The sequence below is a fragment of the Luteimonas qiangzhengi genome (assembly GCF_039548515.1).
Lineage (GTDB): Bacteria > Pseudomonadota > Gammaproteobacteria > Xanthomonadales > Xanthomonadaceae > Luteimonas.
Genome location: NZ_JBCLVE010000007.1, coordinates 43,549 through 63,899, shown reverse-complemented (window position 1 = coordinate 63,899; position 20,351 = coordinate 43,549). Strand labels below are relative to the sequence as shown.

The window sequence follows — 20,351 nt, the reverse complement described above, 5'->3', positions numbered from 1 at the left end:
AATGAATCCCGGCGGAACAGGCGCGTACGATCCGGGCGACGATGCCACCATCGTCCGCCCCAGCCAGGCGGCTGCCGCGCCTGCGCCGGGCCCCGCGTCTCCTGCACCGCCGCCGCAGCGCAGGCGCGCATCCGACCGGGGCGCGTCGCGCCAGGACCCGCGTGCGGAGATCAGCGAGTTCCTGGGGCGCGGGCTCAACCCGCTGATGCAGGCGGCCAGCCCGCTGCTGCTGCTGGGCGTGCAGCTTCGCCACAGCACCTCGATGAGCGACCCGGCGCGGCTGCGCGAGCAGGTGATGGTGCAGGTGCGCAAGTTCGAGAACCGGGCGAACGAGGCCGGGGTGGAAGCGGCGACGGTTGCAGCCGCCCGCTACGTGCTGTGCGCGACCCTGGACGAGGCAGTGCTCAACTCGCCCTGGAGCGAGCAGAGCGGCTGGTCGGAGAAGACCCTGCTGGTCGCCTTCCATGGTGAATCCTACGGCGGGGCGAAGTTCTTCCAGATCCTCGACCGGCTGTGCCAGGACGTGCCGCGGCACATCGACCTGATCGAGTTGATGTACATCTGCCTGGCGCTGGGCTTCTCGGGCCGCTACCAGATCGAGGCGGGCGGGCGGGCACGCCTGGCCGAGATCCAGGACGATTTGTACCGGCATATCCGCGCCCGGCGCGGGGCCGCGGCCGCGGAGCTGGCGCCGCACTGGCGCGGCATCCAGGACCGCCGCAGCCGCCTGACCCGGTACGTACCGGTGTGGGTGGCCGCCGTGGCTGCGGTGTGCGTGCTGGCGTTCGCCTTCCTGTGGCTGCAGTCGAGACTCAACGTGCTGTCCTCGCCGATCAGCGCGCTGGCCGCGCGCATCGGCCTGGAAACCGCGGTGCCGCCGGGCGATGCGCCGCGCGCGGCTGCGGGACTGCGCCTGAAGCAGCTGCTGTCGGCGGAAGAGCAAGCCGGGCTGCTGGACGTGGAGGAGCAGGCCAGCGGCCAGGCACGGGTGCGCCTGAATGCCGCCACCATGTTCCCCTCGGCCGGGGCCGACGTGCAGCCCGACCAGGCGCCGCTGCTGGGCCGGGTGGGCGATGCGCTGGAGCAGCTGCCGGGCCGGGTGATCGTGGTCGGGCATACCGACGACCAGCCGCTGCGCTCGCTTCGCTTCAAGGACAACTATGAGCTCTCGACCGCGCGCGCGCGGTCGGTGGCCGGCGCGCTGCAGGCGCGGATCAGCGACCCGGGCCGGATCGAGATCGTCGGCGCCGGTTCCTCGCAGCCGATTGCGCTGCCGGCGGAGCTGCCGGAGAACCGGATGCGCAACCGCCGCGTCGAAATCCTGTTCTAGCCGGGGGACTGACCGCGTGATGTCGAAGCTGCTGCACCTGCTGAAGTCGCCCTGGACCATCGCCCTGATCGGGATCGGGCTGTTGTCGATCCTGGTCTGGGTGGCTGGGCCATACCTGGCATTCGCCGGGCGCGAGCCGTTCGCAGGCGCGGTGGCACGCCTGCTGGTGATCGTGCTCATGGTCGCGGTCTGGGGCACCTGCCTGCTGGTGGCGATCCTGCGCGAGCGCAGCAAGTCAAAGCGCATCGGCGGCGAGATCGCGGCGCAGGAGGGTGGTGCGGAAGATGCCGACGCCGCCGGGCACGAGCGCGCGCTGCTGGAGTCGCGCTTCCGCGAGGCGGTGAAGATGCTGCGCAAGCGGCGCGGCGCCGGCAGCCTGTACAAGCTGCCCTGGTACATGGTCATCGGCCCGCCCGGCTCGGGCAAGAGCACCCTGGTGCGCAACTCCGGGCTGCAGTTCCCGCTGGCCGGGGAGTTCGGCAAACAGTCGCTGCGCGGCGTCGGCGGCACCCGCAACTGCGACTGGTGGTTCACCGACGAAGCGGTGTTCCTGGATACCGCCGGCCGCTATACCACCCAGGACTCGGACCGCCAGGCCGACGCCGGTGCCTGGACCGACTTTCTGCGCCTGCTGCGCCGCCACCGGCGCCGCCAGCCGGTCAACGGCGTGCTGGTGACGATGAGCGTGTCGGACCTGCTGCTGCTGGACGACGCCGAGCGCGATCGCCACGTGCAGGCGGTGCGGCGGCGCCTGGACGAGCTGTCCGAACAGCTGCAGATCAACGTGCCGGTGTACCTGGTGTTCACCAAGTGCGACCTGGTGGCCGGCTTCACCGAGTTCTTCGAAGACCTCAACCCGGAGCAGCGGCGCCAGGTGTGGGGCGTGTCGTTCCCGGTCGACAGGACTATGGACGGCAGCGCCGCGCGGGTGTTGGGCGAGGAGTTCGCGCTGCTGCTCAACCAGCTCAGCGCGCGCCTGGTCGATCGTTTGCACGGTGAGCGCGATCGCGGCCGCCGCGCGGCGATCCTGTCGTTCCCGCAGCAGTTCGCCGCGGTCGGCGAGACCGCGCGCCAGTTTGCCGAGGAAGTCTTCGCAGGGCACGCCTACGGTCCGCCGCCGCTGCTGCGCGGCGTGTACTTCACCTCGGGCACCCAGGAAGGCACGCCGATCGACCGGATGATGGGCGCGGTCGCGCGCACCTTCGGGCTCGAGGACGCGCAGGTGCAGGGCCACGATGCACAGAACCGGACCTTCTTCGTCGAGCGCCTGCTTGGCGACGTGGTCTTTGCCGAATCGGGTTTCGCCGGCTCCAACCCCGCGGCCGAGCGGCGCAAGGCGTGGCTGCAGGCGGCCGCCTGCGGAGGCATCGCGCTGGCGACGCTGCTGCTGCTGGCCGGCATGGGCGGCAGCTACGTGCGCAACGCCGCCTACCTGGCGGACGTGCAGGCTGCGCTCGATGACCAGCCTGCCGCGGAGGATCCGTCGCAGGCGCAGACGCGCGAGCAGTTCTTCGCCCGTGCGCTGCAGCGGCTGGAAGGGCTGCGGCCGGCCGTGGACACGGCGCGCAGGCACGACGAGCGCGTGCCGTGGTCGATGCGGATGGGGCTCTACCAAGGGCGCGCGGTCGGCGGCCAGCTCCACGATGCCTACCTGCGCGAGCTCAACGGTGTGCTGCTGCCGGGACTGGCCGCGCAGTTCCGCCGCGGGCTGGGCCAGCACGCCGGCGACCTGCAGGCGCTGTACTACTACTTCAAGGGCTACCTGATGCTGGGCCAGCCCGAACGCCTGGACGCGGATGAGCTGCGCACCCTGGCGGACATTGAATGGCGTCGCCTGTTCTCTTCCGAGCCGGTGCTGCAGGAAGCGCTGGCCTCGCACTTGCAGGCGCTGGTCGCCGACCCGGAGCGGGTGCGGCCGCTGTCGCTGGACGAGGCGCAGGTGGAACAGGCGCGCAACACCCTGCGTTCGGCCGACCTGTCGGACCTGGTCTACAGCAGCCTGCGGCTGGGCCTGGAAAGCGGTGGCGCCGAGCCGCTGGTGCTGGAAAAAGAGCTTGGCCTGCTCGGCGACGTATTCCGCCGTGCCAGCGGCACGCCGATGTCCGAGCCGCTGCCGGCGCTGTACACGCAGCCGGTGTTCGCGGCGCAGGTGGACGGCGGCATCGCCCAGGGCGTGGAGCGCTTCCTGGCCGACGACTGGGTGTTTGGCGCCGAGCGCGGTGACGCGCTGTCCACGGCGCGGGTGGAGCAGCGGGTGCTGGCGCTGTACGAGCAGGACTACATCCGCGCGTGGGACGCGCTGCTCGACGACCTCGCCCTGCAGCCGGCCACGGACCTGCAGCAGGCGAGCATGATCGCGGCCAAGCTGTCGGGTTCCGGTTCGCCGCTGCGGCTGCTGCTGCGGACGGTGCGCGCCAACACCGCGGACATGCTGCGTGCGCCCGAAGGCGGCGAAGACGGAGAATCCACGGGCGACCAGGCGCTGGCCGCGGCCGCCGATGCCGCCACCCGCCGCGCTTCATCGCGCAGCGCGGCGCTGTCGGCGGTGCTGGCCGGCGGCCAGGATGAACCTGAGCGGCAGGAGCCGGGCGAATCGATCAGCGAGCACTTCGCCCAGATCAACCTGATGACCGAAGGCGCGCCCGGGGCGATGCCGCTGGACCGCACCCTGGGGGTGATCGAACAGCTCGGCATGACCCTGCTGACGATGACCGAGTTCGAAGCGGGCAAGGCCAATCCGCAGCTGCTGATCGCGCAGCAGGAGGCGGAACAGCTGCCGCAGCCGGTCTCGCGCTGGGTGGCTTCGCTGACCGGAAAGAGCGAGGCGCTGGTCGCCACCGGGGCGAGCAGCGCGCTGGGCGAGCAGGCGCGCGAGGCCGTCGGCCCGGACTGCGCGGAGTTCATCCGCGGGCGCTATCCCTTCGATCCGTCCAGCCAGGCCGAGATCCCGCTGCAGAACTTCGGCGAGCTGTTCGGCAGCGGCGGCCGCTTCGATACGCTGTACAAACAGTCGCTGGAGAAGCTGCTCGATACCGGTGGTTCCAGGTGGCGCTGGCGCAGCGGACCGGGCGCGGTTGCCGGGCCGCCGGGTCTGCCGGCACAGATGCAGGCCGCGCACCGGATCAAACAGAACTATTTCCGCGACGGCAACATGCCGGACGTGCGCTTCACCCTGTCGGTGCGGCAGTTTGGTCCGGACGTGGTGCGGGTGGTGGTGGACGTGGACGGGCAGGAGGCGCAGTTCCGGCCCGGCCGCGACGTCAGCGTGCCGATGCGCTGGCCCGGGCCGACGCCGGGGCGCGCCTCGCTGGTGGCCTATGACGCGACCGGTACGCCGATCGAACGTGTTTCGCACAGCGGTGAGTGGGCGCTGTTCCGGATGCTGCATGCGGGTGGCCTGCAGCGCGAGTCGGACCTGCGCCACGTGGCCCGTTTCAGCGCGGGGGGCGGCACGGTGGAGATTGCGCTGCAGGCGGCAAGCCTGCGGCATCCGTTCCTGGACACCGGCGTGCAGCGTTTCCGGTGCGTGGGGTGAGCATGCACACGACATCCGCCGCCGGATTCTTCGGCAAGCTGCCCGGCGCGGGCGACTTCGTGCGCCGGCGGCTGCCACCGGATTTCATCGACACCTGGGATCGGCGTTTCTCGCGCATCGTCGCCGAGAGCCGCGACCTGCTCGGGCCTTCCTGGCCGACGCTTTACCACGCCAGCCCGGTGTGGCGTTTCCTGCTGGCGCCGGGGGTGTGCGGGCAGGGCGCCTGGGCCGGGGTGATGGGGCCGTCCTCGGACCGGGTCGGGCGCTGCTTCCCGATGGTGATCGCCGCGCGCCTGCCGTCGGGCAGCGGCGCGCCGGGCGTGCTGCACGATGGCGGACGCTGGTACGCCGATGCCGCGCGCCTGCTGCGCAGCGCGCAGGACGGTGCCGGGTACGACGCCGACGCCTTCTCGACCGCTGTCGCTGGGCTGGCGCTGCCGCAGGCCCCGGGGGATCCGACCCTCCCGGTGTTCCCACCCGCGCTGGACCGCGCCGCGCGCGACTACTGGCTGCCGCTGCCGGCGCCGACGGCGCCGGTCCTGTCGGCGCTGTGGACACACATGGCTCCGGACGGATGCGGGCTGTGGTGGTGCGGCGGCGACGACTGGGTGACCGGCCGGCTGTTTGCCGGAGCCGGGCTGCCGGGGGCGGAGGTGTACGTCGCTTTCCTGGACACCGGCCTCGACGTGGCCTCGCCCAACGGCGCGCGCGCGCGGCGCCTGGGAGCGACCGTGCCATGAGCGCTTTTGCACACGTTTCCGCGGGGCGGACCGAGACCGGCAAGGTCCGGCGCCTGAACGAGGACGCGCTGCTGGTGCGCGAGGACGCCGGCCTGTGGGTGGTTGCCGACGGCCTGGGCGGCCACAGCGCCGGCGACCATGCCAGCAGCCTGATCGTCGAACGCCTGGCCGGGCTGCAGCGACCGGCCGACGTATGCGATTTCATCGACGCGATCGACGACGCGCTGGATCAGGTCAACGCCGAGCTGCTGCGGTTCGCCGCCGAGCGCGAGGTGGACCTGATCGGTTCGACCGTGGTCGTGCTGGTCCACGATCCAGCCTTCATGGCCTGCGCCTGGGTCGGCGACAGCCGGGTGTACCGCTACGGCGGGGGCGGGCTGCGCCAGATCACCCGGGACCACGTACACGGCCAGAAGGACGACGAGACCCGGTTCAACACCGGCTCGTCCGGAACGCACAACGCGCCGGCGCCGGGGGCGCTGACCAAGGCGGTGGGCGCGCAGGAGCCGCTGTTCGTGGACTGGGTGGTGGCCGACAGCGTGCCGGGCGCGCGCTTCGTGCTGTGTTCGGACGGGATCAACAAGGAAATCGACGACGGCGAACTGGGCGTGGAGTGCGAACGCGGGCGCGACCCGCAGTCGCTGGTTGCGCGCCTGTTCGAGCTGGCACTTGGGCGCACCGCCCGCGACAACGTGACCGCCGTGGTCGTGGATCTGAAGGAGTGATGGTCGTGGCTGAAGAAGACACCAGCGTGGTTGAACTGGTTACCGCCTTCCGCACCGGGAGGATCGACCTGGGCGAGGTGCTGCAGCGGCTGGCAAGCCGCGGCGCGCTGCCCGAAAGCGAGTACCTGGAAGGCGTGCAGACCCTGACCAGGTTCCGGGAGGAACAGGCCCTGGACGACATCACGATCAGCACCCTGGTGGCCCGACTGGGCGAGATGCGCGGTGCGCATGACGATGCAACGGTGGTCAGTCCCTGCGTCGACGCAGGCAGTGCCGGGGACCTGACGGTGGTGGCGCCGCGCGCCGGCGGGCCCGGCGGAACGCCGGGTGACGACGAAGCCGCCACCCGGGTCGAGCCGATCGCACCCAGGCCTGCGAACGGGCCGCATGTCACCGGGGCAACCGGCAGCACTTCGGCCGGCTGGGAGCGGCTGGCCGGAGAGGCGGGCGGCGAGGTGGCGTCGGTGGGCATGCTGCTCAAGGGGCGTTTCCAGCTGGAGCGCGAGCTGGGCCGTGGCGGCATGGGCGTGGTGTTCCTGGCGGTGGACGAGCGCAAGATCGAGGCGCGCGACCGCGATCCCTACGTCGCGGTGAAGGTGCTCAACGACGACTTCCGCCGCCATCCCGATTCGCTGATCGCCCTGCAGCGCGAGTCGCGGCGCTCGCAGTCGTTGGCCCACGACAACATCGTGCGCGTCTACGATTTCGACAAGGCCGGGACCATTGTCTTCATGACGATGGAGTACATCGCCGGCGACGACCTGCGCACCGTGATCCGCGAGCAGGCCTACAACGGCATGCCGCTGGCGAAGGCGCGGCCGCTGATCGAGGGCATGGCGCGTGCGCTCGGCCGCGCCCACGCCGCCGGCGTGGTGCATTCGGACTTCAAGCCCGGCAACGTGATGGTGACCGGCGACGGGGTACCGAAGGTGTTCGACTTCGGCATCGCCCGCGCCGGCAAGCACGCCGCCAGCGCCAGCGGCGAGCAGACGGTGTTCGATGCCTCCACCCTGGGCGCGCTGACGCCGGCCTACGCCAGCCTGGAGATGATCCAGGGCAAGGATCCGACTCCCAGCGACGACATCTACGCGCTGGGCTGCGTGTGCTTCGAACTGCTGACCGGCAAGCACCCGTTCGACAAGTTGAGCGCGGAAGTGGCCCTGCGCGAGGGCCGCAAGCCGCCTGCCGTGCCGGGACTGACGAAGCGCCAGTACCGGACACTGTGCGATGCGGTCGCCTTCACCCGCGAGCGGCGGCTGGCGCGCGTGGAGCTGCTGGTCGAGGGCCTGCGCGAGGTCGGTATCCGGGAGCGGCTGAAGCCGCTGGTGGGCTACGGCGTCGGCGCGATCGTGCTTGTCGGTGCCGCTGCCTGGGGCGTGTCGCAGCACATGCACGATCGCCAGATCGCAATGGTCATCGCCGGCTTCGAGGACGGGGGCGAGGGCGGCTTCGCCGACGAGGCCCAGGCCGCGGCGGCGCTGTCGGGCCTGGGCGAGGACGACCGGCGCAAGCTGGTGCTGGACCAGAATGAGCTGATCGAATCCTTCCTGCTGCGCCGGCTGGAAGACCTGTGGAGTCCGGCGCAGGGACGTTACGGCTTTACAGAGGCGATGGCGGTGTTCTCGCTGCGCGACGACCTGCGGCTGTACTCGCCGCGGCTGGATGCGCGCCATGAGGAGATGCAGCGCGAGAAGTTCGCCGCGCTCAACGCGCTGGACGCCGAGCTGGCCGGGGAGATTGCCGAGGGCAGGATCTTCGGCGACCAGCCGGGCAACGCGCTTGCCACGCTGGACAAGGTCCGCGCGGTGGATCCGGACAGCGCACTGCTGCATCACCCGGGCCTGGAGCTGGCCTACGACGACGCGGTCGCCGATGCCATTGGGGCCGGCGAATTGGAACGCGCGCGCCGGCAGCTGGCGCAGGCCCGGCAGGCGCTGCCCGATTCGCTGCGGCTGCAGCTGCGTGCGGGTGAGCTGGAGGTTGCCGGCCTGGCCGAGCGCGAGCGCGGGCAGGCCGAGCGGATCGCACTGCGCGACGTGCAGCACGCGCGCGAAGTGCTGGCCGGGCGCGTGGTCTCGCGTTCCACCGACCCGGGCTGGCGCGACGACGTGACCGCGGCGATGGAAGTCCTTGGGGCGGATGGGTCCGCGCAGACGGATGAGCTGGTCCAGGCCCTGGCCCGCGCGATCGCGGCCGAGGCAGCCCGCGTGGATGAGCCGGTGGAGCTGGCCCACGGGCGTTCGCTGGTGGAGTTCGGGCTGCGCCATGCGCCCGACTCCGCGCCTCTGCTGGCGCAGCGCGAGCGCCTGCAGGCGATGCACGCACAGCTGCAGGAACGGCTGGCCGAGGAAAGCATTGCCGCGGAGGTCGCGGCCAGGACCGAGTCGGTCCGTCATGCCGTCGCCGCATCCGATCTGGAGCGCGCGCACGACGCGCTGCTGCGCATCCAGGCGCTCGACCCCGACAGCCGCTTCCTGGCGGAAGAGGGTCCGGGCCTGCTGGAGCAGGCATACCTTGAACACGCCGCCGCCGTCTTTGACAGCGGCGAGCACCGGCAGGCGGCTGCGCTGCTGGAGCAGGGCACGCAGGCCCTGGGCGATCGCGCCGGGCTGCGTACCGTGCACGAGCGCTACGCGCTGGCGGCTTTGGTGCTGGAAACCGGCGATGAGCCGCTGTCCGAACAGGCCCGTGCAGGCGCGCGCGAGCGGCTGGAGGCGGCGTATCGCGCCGATCCGGTGGGCATGGCCGAAATGGAGGCACGCCTGCGTGCCCAGGGGCTGCTGTCCGAAGCGAGCCTGGGAGAGCGGATCGACGGCCTGGGTCCGGCAGCGCAGGTCCCGGACGCCCGGCCCGGGGGGGCGCGCCCAAGCGGGGAAACAGCATCACCGGACAGCGCCAGCGAGCAGCCGGTCGACATCGAGGATCCACTGCCGCCGGTTCCAGCCGGGCCGGATCCCTGCGGCCAGCCGGGCCTGGTCGGGCGCGGCCGCTTCTGTCACGACACGATCGGCGAGACCCGCGGCCCGACCCTGGTGGTGGTGCCGGGGATCGGCGGCGGTAAACCTTATGCGCTGACCCGCGCCCAGGTCACCGTCAGCGAATTCAACCGCTTCTGTGCCGATACCGGCACGTGCAGGGTGCGGCCGGTGTCCGACCCCGCGCTGGGCGCACTGCCGATCGAGAACATCACCCCCACCCAGTCCCGGGCCTACGCGCGCTGGCTGATTCGCGCCACCGGGGGGTGGCGCTATCGCCTGCCTACCGAAGCGGAGTGGGCGCATGCGGCGAAGGCCGGCGCGGACTGGCGCCAGGCCGGCGACAGCAACTGCATCCCGCCAACCGCCAGCGCGGCCCAGGCCGGCGGCGCGCCGGTGTCGGGGCGCGGGCGCGAGCCCAACCCGTGGGGGCTGCTCAACCTGACCGGCAACGTCTGGGAGCAGACCACGCGCGGGGAAGGCGTGGTGCTGCGCGGCGGCAGTTTCCTGAGTTACTGGTCCGAGTGCACGGTCGATGCACGGCGCGAAGGCGCCGGCCCGGCGCAGCGCGACGTCGGCCTGCGGCTGCTGCGGGAGTTGAAATGAGCGGGCGCGTGGACATGGCCAACCGCGAACTGCGCGTGCTGGAGCGGGCGTACCGGCAAGGACAGTTCGACCGGGCGGGATATCGCGTCCGGCGCCGCGAGGTGCTGTCCGCGCTGCGGGTGCGCGATGAAATCACCGCCCGCAACGCGATCGTGCCAGCGGCCGGTCGGGGCGACGGCGCGGCAACGGGCGAAGGCCGGGACAGCGCATCGTCGATCCTGTTTGATTCGCGGACGCAGGTGCCGCGGCGGCTTTTGTTCGCGCTGCTGGCGGGCATTGCCGCGCTTGCCGTTGCCTTTATCTGGTTCGCAAGCGGGGATGCCCATGTGCGTTGAAATTCGTCCGCATCATGATGCGCCAGCGCGGAAGATTTCCGCGTGGCGTAGGATGCCGGTATCGAGCAAGGGAACGGGGGGCTTGATGATCAGGTTCGTGCTTGCGTTGTTGATTGCGGTTCCAGGGGCGGCGGCGGCACAGCCGGACCAGGCCCTGGCGACCGCCAATGTGGTTCCGCCGGTCCGTGACCGGGCCTACGCCGAATCAGACACCCTGCGGGTTTCGGGGCTGCGGGTGGAGGGCGTGGGCGAGCATCCGCAGGCGGATATCACGCCGGCCACGATGCAGGCGCTGGCCGATCGCACGTTCGCCGCATTGGTGGATGACGCCGCGGATGCGCGGGTGTCACTTGATGGGCTGCAGTCGGTTGCCGACGCGATCACAGCCGCCTACCGCGAGGCCGGCTTCATGGTCAGCACCGCCTATGTGCCGGCGCAGGACGTGGGCGAGGATCGCGTGGTGCGCATCCAGGTGCTGGAAGGCCGTCTTGGCCGGGTGCTGGTACAGGGCGCCGAACGCTACCGCGAGGCCGCCATCGCGCGTCCGCTGCAGGGCCTGCGCGGAAGCACGCTGCATGCCGGTGAACTGGACAGCGCGCTGCTGTACGCCCGGGACCTGCCCGGGGTGTCGGTGTCATCGGTGCTGCAGCCGGGCGAGAACACGGGCGAGACCGACCTGGTGATGGTGGCCCGCGAGGCGGACCGTCCGTTCGTGGTGGACGTCGGCCTGAACAACCACGGCACCGATCTGACCGGGCGCTACCGGGCCAGCCTGGGCGTCACCTGGAACAGCCCGCTGGGCCTGGGCGACGTGTTTTCCGCGAACTACGTGCATGCCTTCAGCCCGGCGCAAAGCTGGATGGGCGCGCTGTCCTACAGCGTGCCGCTGGGCCTGGCCCCCGGGCTGAGCGCCGTGGTGGGGGCCAGCCGCAGCGAGCTGGAGGTAGGCAGCGGACCCTTCGCCGCGCTGGAGATCAAGGGCCCCACGACCTTGGCCTACGCCGGCGCGGACTGGAAATTCATCAATCGGGAGACCCTGCAGATGCAGGCCTCCATGCGCTATATCCGCGAGCGCTCACGGCTCGATGCCCTGGGCTTCCAGCTTTCGGACCAGGAGTTCGACGTGGCCGAGGCGGGGTTCACCATGCGCCGGATCGATACCCGCCTGCGCGGCGTGGACCTGGTCCAGGCCAGCGTGCGGATGGCGCTTGACGACCGTTCGGTGGATCCGGACCTGACCACGCCCATGCGCGAGAGCGACTTCACCGTGCTGCGCGCGGCCTACACGCGCATGCAGTACCTGACCCGTTCGCAGCGCATGCTGCTCAAGCTGAGCGGGCAGTACAGCGACGACGTGCTGGTGCCGATGGAACAGTTCTCGGTGGGCGGGCCAAACAGCGCGCGGGCGTTTGCCGTGTCCGAAGCACTGGGCGACAGCGGCTGGCTGGCCAGCCTGGAGTACCACGTCGACGCGCCGGGATTCGGCGACAGCGTGTCCCCGTTCGGTGGCCGCCCCTGGCGCGAAGTGCTGCAGTTCGAGCTGTTCGCCGACCACGGCCGGGTGTCCGGCGCGAGTGGAAGCCTGAGCCCGTCGGCGTCGTACACGGGGGTCGGCGCCGGCCTGGCGTTCCGGCTTCCGACCTTCCACGGGCTCCAGTTCCGCCTGTCGGTGGCGGCGCCCGTGGGCGGGGAAGACCCCGCGGACGACGACGATTACCGCATCTGGTCAAGCTTCGGCATGACGTTCTGAGGACACTGCCATGAATCGTATCTACAGCCTCGTCTTCAACCACGCGCTGCGCCAGGTGCAGGTGGTTTCGGAGCATGCCCAGCGCCGACGCGGTTCCACCTCAAGGCGGGCAGCAACGCGCGGAGCGGTTCCTGCGATCACCGGATTGGCGACGGCACTTGCGTTGGCTGCCATCCCATTGAGTGTGTCGGGCCAAACGTTGCCGGGTGGCGACGTGATACGGGGGGGGATTGACAACATCACCACCACCCCTGCGGGGGACACGATGGTCATCGACCAGGGCAACCATCTGCGCGGTCTGATCGATTGGGCGACGTTCGATATTGGCGAAGGCTACACGGTGAGGTTCGACCAGCTTGCCGATGCCGTCGCGCTCAACGTGATCGGTGATGTCAATCCGTCGCAGATTTACGGCAATCTGGAAGCGACAGGAACCGTCTTCCTGATCAATCCGAACGGGATCATCTTTGGCGATACTGCCTGGGTCAACGTGGGCGGGCTGATCGCATCCACATTGCAGGTCGATGGGAACGTTTTCCTCGATGGCGGCGACGGCATTGCCATGACGTCCAGCGGCATCCCCGCCTCGATCACCAACGACGGCGTGATCGTGGCAACCGGTGCGCAAGGGGTGACGCTGCTTGGCGGACACTTGTCCAACACCGGAATCATCACGGCTGAGACGGGCAGCATCAACCTGCTTGGCACGCAGACCGCCACGCTGTCCTTCGGCGCAGGCAACCGTCTTTCGATCGCGGTTGATGGGGCCTTGACCGCTGTGCACAACGAGCCCGCTGTGGTGCACAACAACGGAGTGCTAAACGCGAATGGCGGCCGGGTTTTCATGCACGCCAACGTGGCAAGCGGGGTCTTGAGCAATGCCGTCAACCACGCCGGGATCATCACCGCTTCGGGGATCGACGCCGAAGGCAACGGGGGCGTGGTGCTTTCCGGCGGCGGCAGTGGCGTCGTGCAGAGCGGCTCGATCACTTCCGGTGCAGATGCACTCATCACCGCTGAAGGTGCCGTGAGCCTGGATGGCGACTCGCTGGACGTGACTGGACTGACGGTGGACGCCGGCAGCCTCGATATCGAGTCGGGCCTGGATCTGGACGGAAACCTGTCGATTACGGTGGCCGATGGCGGGATCTCGCAGAGTGGTGCCTGGCAGGTCGGTGGCACGAGCACGCTGGACGCCGGATCCGGCCAGATCCGGCTAGACAACGCCGGCAACGACTTCCTCGGGGCCGTCAACCTGACTGGCGGCGAGGTCTCGATCCAGGACAAGAATGCCCTGGGCCTTGGCGCCCTGGACGTGGGCTCGTTGGCGGTCAGGACCCAGAGCGCGCTGGGCCTGGGTTCCGGTGTCATTGGCGGCAACCTGGTGGCCGTCAGCAACAGCGGCGGCATCACCCAGAGCCCCGGTGGACTCCAGGTTGGTTGGACCAGCGTCCTGGACGCGGGCTACGGAGGTATTTCGCTCGGTCAAGCCGGCAACCGTTTCGACGGGGCGGTGCAGCTCAGGGGTAACGCGGTGACGATCGCCAGCGACCTGGATCTGGATATCGGCACGCTGGACGTCGGTTCGCTTGGGGCAAGCAGCGCCGGATCGGTGACGTTCCGCGGAGGCAGTGTGGCTGGCAACTTCGGCGTCACCAGCGGCGGCGACATCAGCCAGACGGGTGCGATCACGGTGGGCGGCGTGAGCACGCTGGTTGCACAGGGCGGCAGCATCGCACTGGCTCATTCCGGCAATGATTTCGCCGGGACGATGAACCTTGACGCCGAAGGCGCGGCGGAGGTCGGGAGCACCGGTACGCTCATTCTGGGCGCGGTGGACGTCGGGACCCTGGACGCGGTCTCCACCAGCATCGTGCTCGGCGGGGACATCGAGACAGACGGCGACCAGCGCTACGACGGCGCGTTACGCCTGGCTGCGGACGTGGCACTGGCAAGCGGCGCCGGCGACGTGGCGTTCGAAGGCAGCGTTGACGGCACCCATGCACTGACGGTGGAGGCTGCCGCCGGCGCGGCGACGTTCGGTGGCCCCGTTGGTATCACCACGGCGCTGGCCAGCCTGACGGCGGACGCCGGTAGCGTGTCGATCGGGAACCGCCTGGTGGTCTTCGGCGACCTGGCGCTCACCGCCGCGACCGGCGGGATTGCACAGGGCGCGGCGTGGCAGGTAGGCGGCACGGGCATGCTGGACGCTGGCACGGATGTGATCACGCTGACTCAAGTCGGCAACGACTTTGTCGGCGCGGTGCACCTGGCCGGAGGCGATGTCAGCATCCAGGACGTGAACGCACTCACCCTGGCGACGTTGGATGTCGGCACGCTGGATGCGACCAGCGTCGGGGCCCTGAACCTGGGCAGCGGTGGCATCGATGGCAACCTTGTGGCGCAAAGCAACAACGGTGCAATCACCCAGTCGGGCGCGCTGGACATTACCGGCACAAGTACGCTCAATGCTGGCACCGGATCGATCGCGCTCGCTGACGGAATCAACAGGTTCGGCGGCGCAGTGACAGCCACCGGCAACGGGATCACCCTGGTGGGCCAGGAGGACCTGGCGATTGCCGGGCTGACGTTCCAACCGGGCCCTGGGCATGGGATCCGGCTGGAGGCCGGTGGAACGCTGACGTTGCCGGGAGAATCGATCGACACCGGTCCCGCCGGACTGATCCTGGCCTCAAACGGGGGCGAACTGGCGACTGCCGCCACGCTGCGCGGTGCCAATGTGAGTCTGACCGGCGCCGATGGCATCCACCTTGGCCATGACGTGGTCGCGTCCACGGTGACCCTGCACAGCGGGGCGAGCATCAGCCAGGCGGGCGGCGTGGTGCAGATGGACAGCTTGCACGTGAATGCCGGGGGCTCCGTGTCGCTGGACGCCGAAAACCAGATGGCCGAGCTGGGCGACGTGGACGTGGGGGGCAATTTCAGCCTGCGCAACGTGCCTGCGATCAGCCAGGCGGAGGAAACCAGCGTCTCGATCGACGGCGATGCATCGTTCAGCAGCGGGGGGGCCATCACGCTGACAAACGCGGGCAACCGCTTCGGAGGGGAGGTGGGCTTGAGCGGCGGTGCGGCGAAGATATCTGCCGCCGACGCACTGCGGCTGGGCGATCTGGCCGTGGACTCCCTGGTGGCCGAAAGCCAGGGCACGCTGAACCTGGGCAGGGGCACCGTTGTTGGCGACCTGGAGGCGACCAGCGACGGCGACATCGGCCAGTCCGGCGCGCTGGCGGTGGGTGGTACGGGTACGATCGCCGCAGGCACCGGCGCGATCAGGCTGGACGACGCGGGCAACGATTTTGCCGGGCCGGTGAGCCTGTTGGGCGGCGCGGCCTGGATCCGCTCGCTGGGCGGGCTGCAACTGGGCGACCTGGACGTGACCGCGCTGTCGGCGAGCAGCGGCGGTGACCTGGGCCTGGGCCAGGGGGAAATCCGCGGCAACCTGCAGGCGACCAGCGCCGCTGGCGACATCGGCCAGTCGGGTGCGCTGGAGGTGGATGGCACGAGCATCCTGAGCGCCGTGGACGGTGTGATCGCCCTGGGCGAGGACAACGATTTCGGCGACACGGTGGACCTGGCCGCCGGCGGCGACGTGCTGATCAACGCCCGCACTGCCCTGACGCTGGGCACCCTGGCCGTTGGTTCGCTGGATGCCGCCAGCGACGGCGAACTGGACCTGGGCCAGGGGCACATCGACGGCAACCTCGTGGCGGACAGCAACGGCCACGCGATCGGCCAGGCGGGTGCGCTGGAAGTCGGCGGCACCAGCCACCTGGACGCGGGCTCCAGTGCAATCACGCTGGACCAGGACAACCGTTTCGCCGGCGTGGTGGATCTGCGCGGCGGTGCGGTGGTGATCCGTGATACGGGCGCGTTGGTGCTCGGGGACATCGAGGTGTCGTCGCTGGTCGCGGAGAGCGGCGGTGCGTTGAACCTGGGCAGCGGCGCCATCACGGACAGCCTGGACGCCACCAGCCTGGCGGGTGGAATGACCCAAAGCGGTTCGCTCCTGGTGGGCGGCGATGCGGCCCTGAGCGCCGGCAGCGGGGACATCACGCTGGACAGTGCGGGCAACGACTTCGGCGGCACGGTGAGCCTGTCTGGTGGCGCGGTGTCGATCGTCGACTCGAACACGCTGAGACTCGGAACGGTGCAGGCATCCAGCCTGGATGCGACCGCGACTACGATCCAGCTTGGCGGGGACATCGCGACCGGCGGTGACCAGACCTTCCGCGGCGCGGTGGCGCTGCTGGATGACCGGGCGCTGGAAAGCGACGCGGGCGACATTACTTTCGTTTCGACGGTGGACGGTGCACACGCGCTGGATGTGGCTGCGCTCGGCGCGGTGGCCTTCGAGGGCGACGTGGGCGCCGCCACCGCGCTCTCCGGACTGGACGTGACCGCGGACGGGTTTGCGGCCGCCGGGCAGCTCAATGTGATGGGGCCGCTGCGGCTGGACATCGCCCGGGGCGGCATTTCCCAGGCAGGGCAATGGTCGGTGACGGGCAACGTCGACCTGGAGGCCTACGACGGGGCGATCGCGCTGGAGAATCCAGCCAACGCTTTCGGCGGCACGGTGCACCTGGCCGGCGGCGCGGTGGCGATCCACGGCGGCAGTCTGCTGACGCTGGGCACGGTGGACGCGTCCAGCCTGGATGCGACCGCGGTGGCGATCCAGCTTGCCGACGACATCAACACCGTCGATCACCAGGCCTATGACGGCACGGTGCGGCTGCTGGACAGCGTGGCGCTGGAAAGCACGGACGGCGACGTCACCTTCGGCTCTGCCGTGTACGGCGCCCATGCGCTGGATGTGGCGGCGCAGGCCGGCATGGTGACGTTCACCGGCGCGGTGGGCGGCATCGATCCGCTGACCGGGCTTACCGTTGAGGCCGGGCAGTTCAATGCGCTGTCCACGCTGGACACCAGCGGCGACCTGTCGCTGACGGTGGCCCAGGACGGCATCGACCAGGCCGGCCGCTGGGACGTGGGTGGAGCGACAGCACTGGACGCCGCCGGCGACATTACGCTCGACAACGCGGACAACGCCTTCGCCGGTACGGTGGACCTTGCGGGCGATGCGGTTGCGATCGTCAACTCCGGTGCGCTGACGCTGGGCGGGGTGGACGTGGCTTCGCTGGATGCGACCAGCGACGGTGACCTGGACCTGGGCCAGGGAAGTATTGGCGGTGACCTGGTGGCACGCAGCAACGACGGCGCCATCAGCCAGTCAGGCGCGCTGTATGTCGGCGGCACCGGGACGCTGGACGCTGGCGGTGGTGACATCGCGCTGGATGAGGCCGGCAACGACTTCGTCGGGCGGGTGCACCTGACCGGCGACGCGACCACCATCGTCGACGCGAATGCGCTGGCGCTCGGCGACGTGGACGTGGCCTGGCTGGATGCAGCCAGCCAAGGCGACCTGTTGCTGGGCCAGGGCAGCATTGCCGGTGGCCTGGTGGCGCGCAGCAACAACGGTGACATCGACCAGTCCGGTGCGCTGTCCGTTGGCGGCACGGCCACGCTGGATGCCGGCGATGGTGACATCACGCTGGATGCTGCCGGCAACGATTTCGCCGGGTCGGTGCACCTGACCGGCGGTGGGACCACGATCGTCGGCACCAGCGTACTGACGCTTGCGTCGGTGGACGTGACCAGCCTGGCTGCGACCGCGGCCACGATCCGACTTGGCGACGACGTCTCGACTTCCGGCGGCCAGGCCTACAGCGGCGCGGTGGAGCTACTGGATGACCGCACCCTCGCGAGTGCAACCGGTGACATTACCTTCGGCTCGACGGTGGATGGCGTGTATGCGCTGGACGTGGCCGCAGGGGCCGGGGCGGTGACTTTCAACGGCGCGGTGGGCAGCACGGATCCGCTGACCGGGCTTGCCGTTGATGCCGGGCGTTTCAATGCGCTGTCCACGCTGGATACCAGCGGTGATCTGGTGCTCACGGTTGCTGAGGGCGGCGTGGGGCAGGGCGGTGCCTGGGGCGTGGGTGGTAGCAGCACGCTGGACGTCAGCGAGGGTGACATCACGCTGGGCGATGCCGGCAACGCGTTTGCGGGCACGGTGAACCTGGCGGGCGACGAGGTCACGATCGTGAACTCCGGTGCGCTGACACTGGGCGGGGTGGACGTGGCTTCGCTGGACGCAACCAGCGTTGGCGACCTGGACCTGGGTGTGGGCCGTGTCGAAGGCGACCTGGCGGCAGGCAGCAACGACGGCAGCATCGGCCAGTCGGGCGCGCTGTACGTCGGCGGCACGGGCACGCTTGACGCTGGCAGCGGAGACATCACGCTGGACGACGCCGGCAACGACTTCGCGGGGCGGATGCACCTGGCCGGAGGCGCGGCGGTAGTCGTCGATGCGAACGCGCTGGCGCTGGGCGAGCTGGACGTGGCGTCGCTGGATGCAACCAGCCAGGGCGACCTGCTGCTGGGCCAGGGCCACATTGCCGGCGATCTGGTGGCGCGCAGCAACGATGGCGCCATCGGCCAGTCCGGTGCGCTGTTCGTTGGCGGCACCGGCACGCTGGATGCGGGCACCGGTGATATCACGCTGGACGACGCCGGCAACGACTTCGCCGGGACGGTGCACCTGGCCGGCGGCGCGGCATCGATCGCTGATGCCAATGCGCTTGCGCTGGGCGCGGTGGACGTGGCCTCGCTGGAAGCGACCAGCCACGGCGACCTGGGCCTGGGTAGCGGCAATATCGCCGGGGAACTGACCGCGCGCAGCAACGGCGGGGACATCGGCCAGTCCGGCGCGCTGGCGGTCGGCGGCACCGGCACGCTGGATGCCGCCGACGGCGCGATCATGCTGGACGAAGCGGGTAACGATTTCGCCGGGCTGGTTCACCTGGCCGGCGGTGCGGTATCGATCGTCGACGCGAATGCGCTTGCGCTGGGTGATGTGGACGTGGCGTCGCTGGCGGTGACCAGCCACGGGGACCTTGGCCTGGGCCGCGGCACGATTGCCGGTGACCTGGCTGCGCGCAGCAACGGGGGTGCCATCGGCCAGTCGGGGGGGCTGCGGGTCGAAGGCGAAAGCAGCCTGGCGGCCGGCGCTGGCGCGGTCACGCTTGAAGACGAAGACAACACGTTCGTGGGCGCGGTGGACGTGGCCGGCACCGGTATCGCGATGACCAACGGCACCGACCTGCTCATCACTTCGCTGGACAACCGCGGAGGCGCGGTATCGCTGGTGGCCGACGGTGACCTGACCCTGCCCACCCACGCCATCGATACCGGCGCCGCCGACCTGCGGCTCGCCGCACTGGGCGGTGCGCTGTCCGCGGGTGGCGCGCTGTCCGGTGGCGAGGTGTCCCTGCGAGGACGCGACGGGATCGGCATCGGCGGTGGTGTCACCGCGCTGGGCACCCTGGCGCTGCGAAGCGATGGCGCGGTCACGCGCGCCGGCGGGGTGCTCACTGCGCAGGTGCTGACCGGGCAGGTGGCCGGCGCGGCGATGCTGGGCGACGGCAACGCGATCTCCGAACTCGGCGCGTTCAGTGCGGGCGAGCTGGAGCTGGGCACAACCGGCCCGCTGGCGGTGACCGGTCCGGTTGACGGCGGCAACCGGCTGGCTCTGGCCGTGGGCGGCGACCTTGCCATCCAGGAGCAGGTCTCCGCGGACATGATGCGCCTGGATGCCGATGGTGCGATCGGGCTGGAGGGCAAAGGCCGGATCATGGCCGGGACGCTCAGCGGCAGCGCCGGTGGAGCCACGACGCTGGGCACCCGCGACCGCTTCGTCGACAACCAGGTCGCCGTGCTGGGCGACTTCACCTCCCATGCAGGCTTCAGCATGACCAACGTGGGCACGCTGACCCTGGCGGCGGTTGGCGAGAGCGAGTACTCGATCGATGCCGGTACCGCCGTGACCTACCTGTCCATCGTCGACGGCGACCTGTTGCAGGAAGGCACCACGCCGATCCGCAATGGCACCGGTTTCTACGCATCGACCGGCCACATCGGCCTGCTGGAAGCGCCGATCCACGTGATCGGCGTGGAGCAGCAGACGGTCGAATTCATCGGCCTGCCGCCAGCGTACTTCTACGCCACCCGGGCCGATGGGACGCTGCTGCCCGTGATCGGCACGAACGCCGTGAACGTGCCGGTATCGGTGATTTCCAGCCGGGTCCAGCGTTCCAGCCAGGGGGAGTTGGAGTACGTGGACCTGGGTGCGGATGCTTCGGGCTATCGGGCGTACGGCATCGTGCAGCCTGGCATCCGGATGCCGGATGACCAGCGGCCGGAGTGCGATCCCGATTTCCCGGATCCGGAGTGCATCGATGCGTAAACAAGAAGCCGTGCAGACGCGCATGGAGGGAC

General features: G+C 70.1%; 8 protein-coding genes. All 8 read left to right on the top strand.

What is annotated here, in order from left to right:
* Nucleotide 1 precedes the first annotated feature (1 nt).
* Nucleotides 2-1,330, top strand: a complete 1,329-nt coding sequence (gene icmH, locus WCE59_RS06710) for a type IVB secretion system protein IcmH/DotU (protein ID WP_343257969.1) — start codon at nucleotides 2-4, stop codon at nucleotides 1,328-1,330.
* Between the two features lie 19 nt (nucleotides 1,331-1,349).
* On the top strand, nucleotides 1,350-4,865 hold the full coding sequence (gene tssM, locus WCE59_RS06705) for a type VI secretion system membrane subunit TssM (RefSeq protein WP_343257968.1): 3,516 nt from the start codon (nucleotides 1,350-1,352) through the stop codon (nucleotides 4,863-4,865).
* A gap of 2 nt (nucleotides 4,866-4,867) precedes the next feature.
* A complete protein-coding gene (gene tagF / locus WCE59_RS06700) occupies nucleotides 4,868-5,605 on the top strand; it encodes a type VI secretion system-associated protein TagF (RefSeq protein ID WP_343257967.1) in 738 nt (245 codons plus the stop codon).
* Nucleotides 5,602-6,330: a PP2C family protein-serine/threonine phosphatase gene (locus WCE59_RS06695; protein WP_343257966.1), complete on the top strand. Its 729-nt coding sequence runs from the start codon at nucleotides 5,602-5,604 to the stop codon at nucleotides 6,328-6,330. Before tagF ends, WCE59_RS06695 begins: the two co-directional genes overlap by 4 nt.
* Before the next feature lie 5 nt (nucleotides 6,331-6,335).
* A complete protein-coding gene (locus WCE59_RS06690) occupies nucleotides 6,336-9,911 on the top strand; it encodes a protein kinase domain-containing protein (RefSeq protein ID WP_343257965.1) in 3,576 nt (1,191 codons plus the stop codon).
* On the top strand, nucleotides 9,908-10,246 hold the full coding sequence (locus WCE59_RS06685; RefSeq protein ID WP_343257964.1) for a hypothetical protein: 339 nt from the start codon (nucleotides 9,908-9,910) through the stop codon (nucleotides 10,244-10,246). Before WCE59_RS06690 ends, WCE59_RS06685 begins: the two co-directional genes overlap by 4 nt.
* 85 nt (nucleotides 10,247-10,331) lie before the next feature.
* On the top strand, nucleotides 10,332-11,996 hold the full coding sequence (locus tag WCE59_RS06680) for a ShlB/FhaC/HecB family hemolysin secretion/activation protein (protein ID WP_343257963.1): 1,665 nt from the start codon (nucleotides 10,332-10,334) through the stop codon (nucleotides 11,994-11,996).
* A 10-nt stretch (nucleotides 11,997-12,006) separates the two neighbouring features.
* A complete protein-coding gene (locus tag WCE59_RS06675; protein WP_343257962.1) occupies nucleotides 12,007-20,319 on the top strand; it encodes a two-partner secretion domain-containing protein in 8,313 nt (2,770 codons plus the stop codon).
* Nucleotides 20,320-20,351 lie beyond the last annotated feature (32 nt).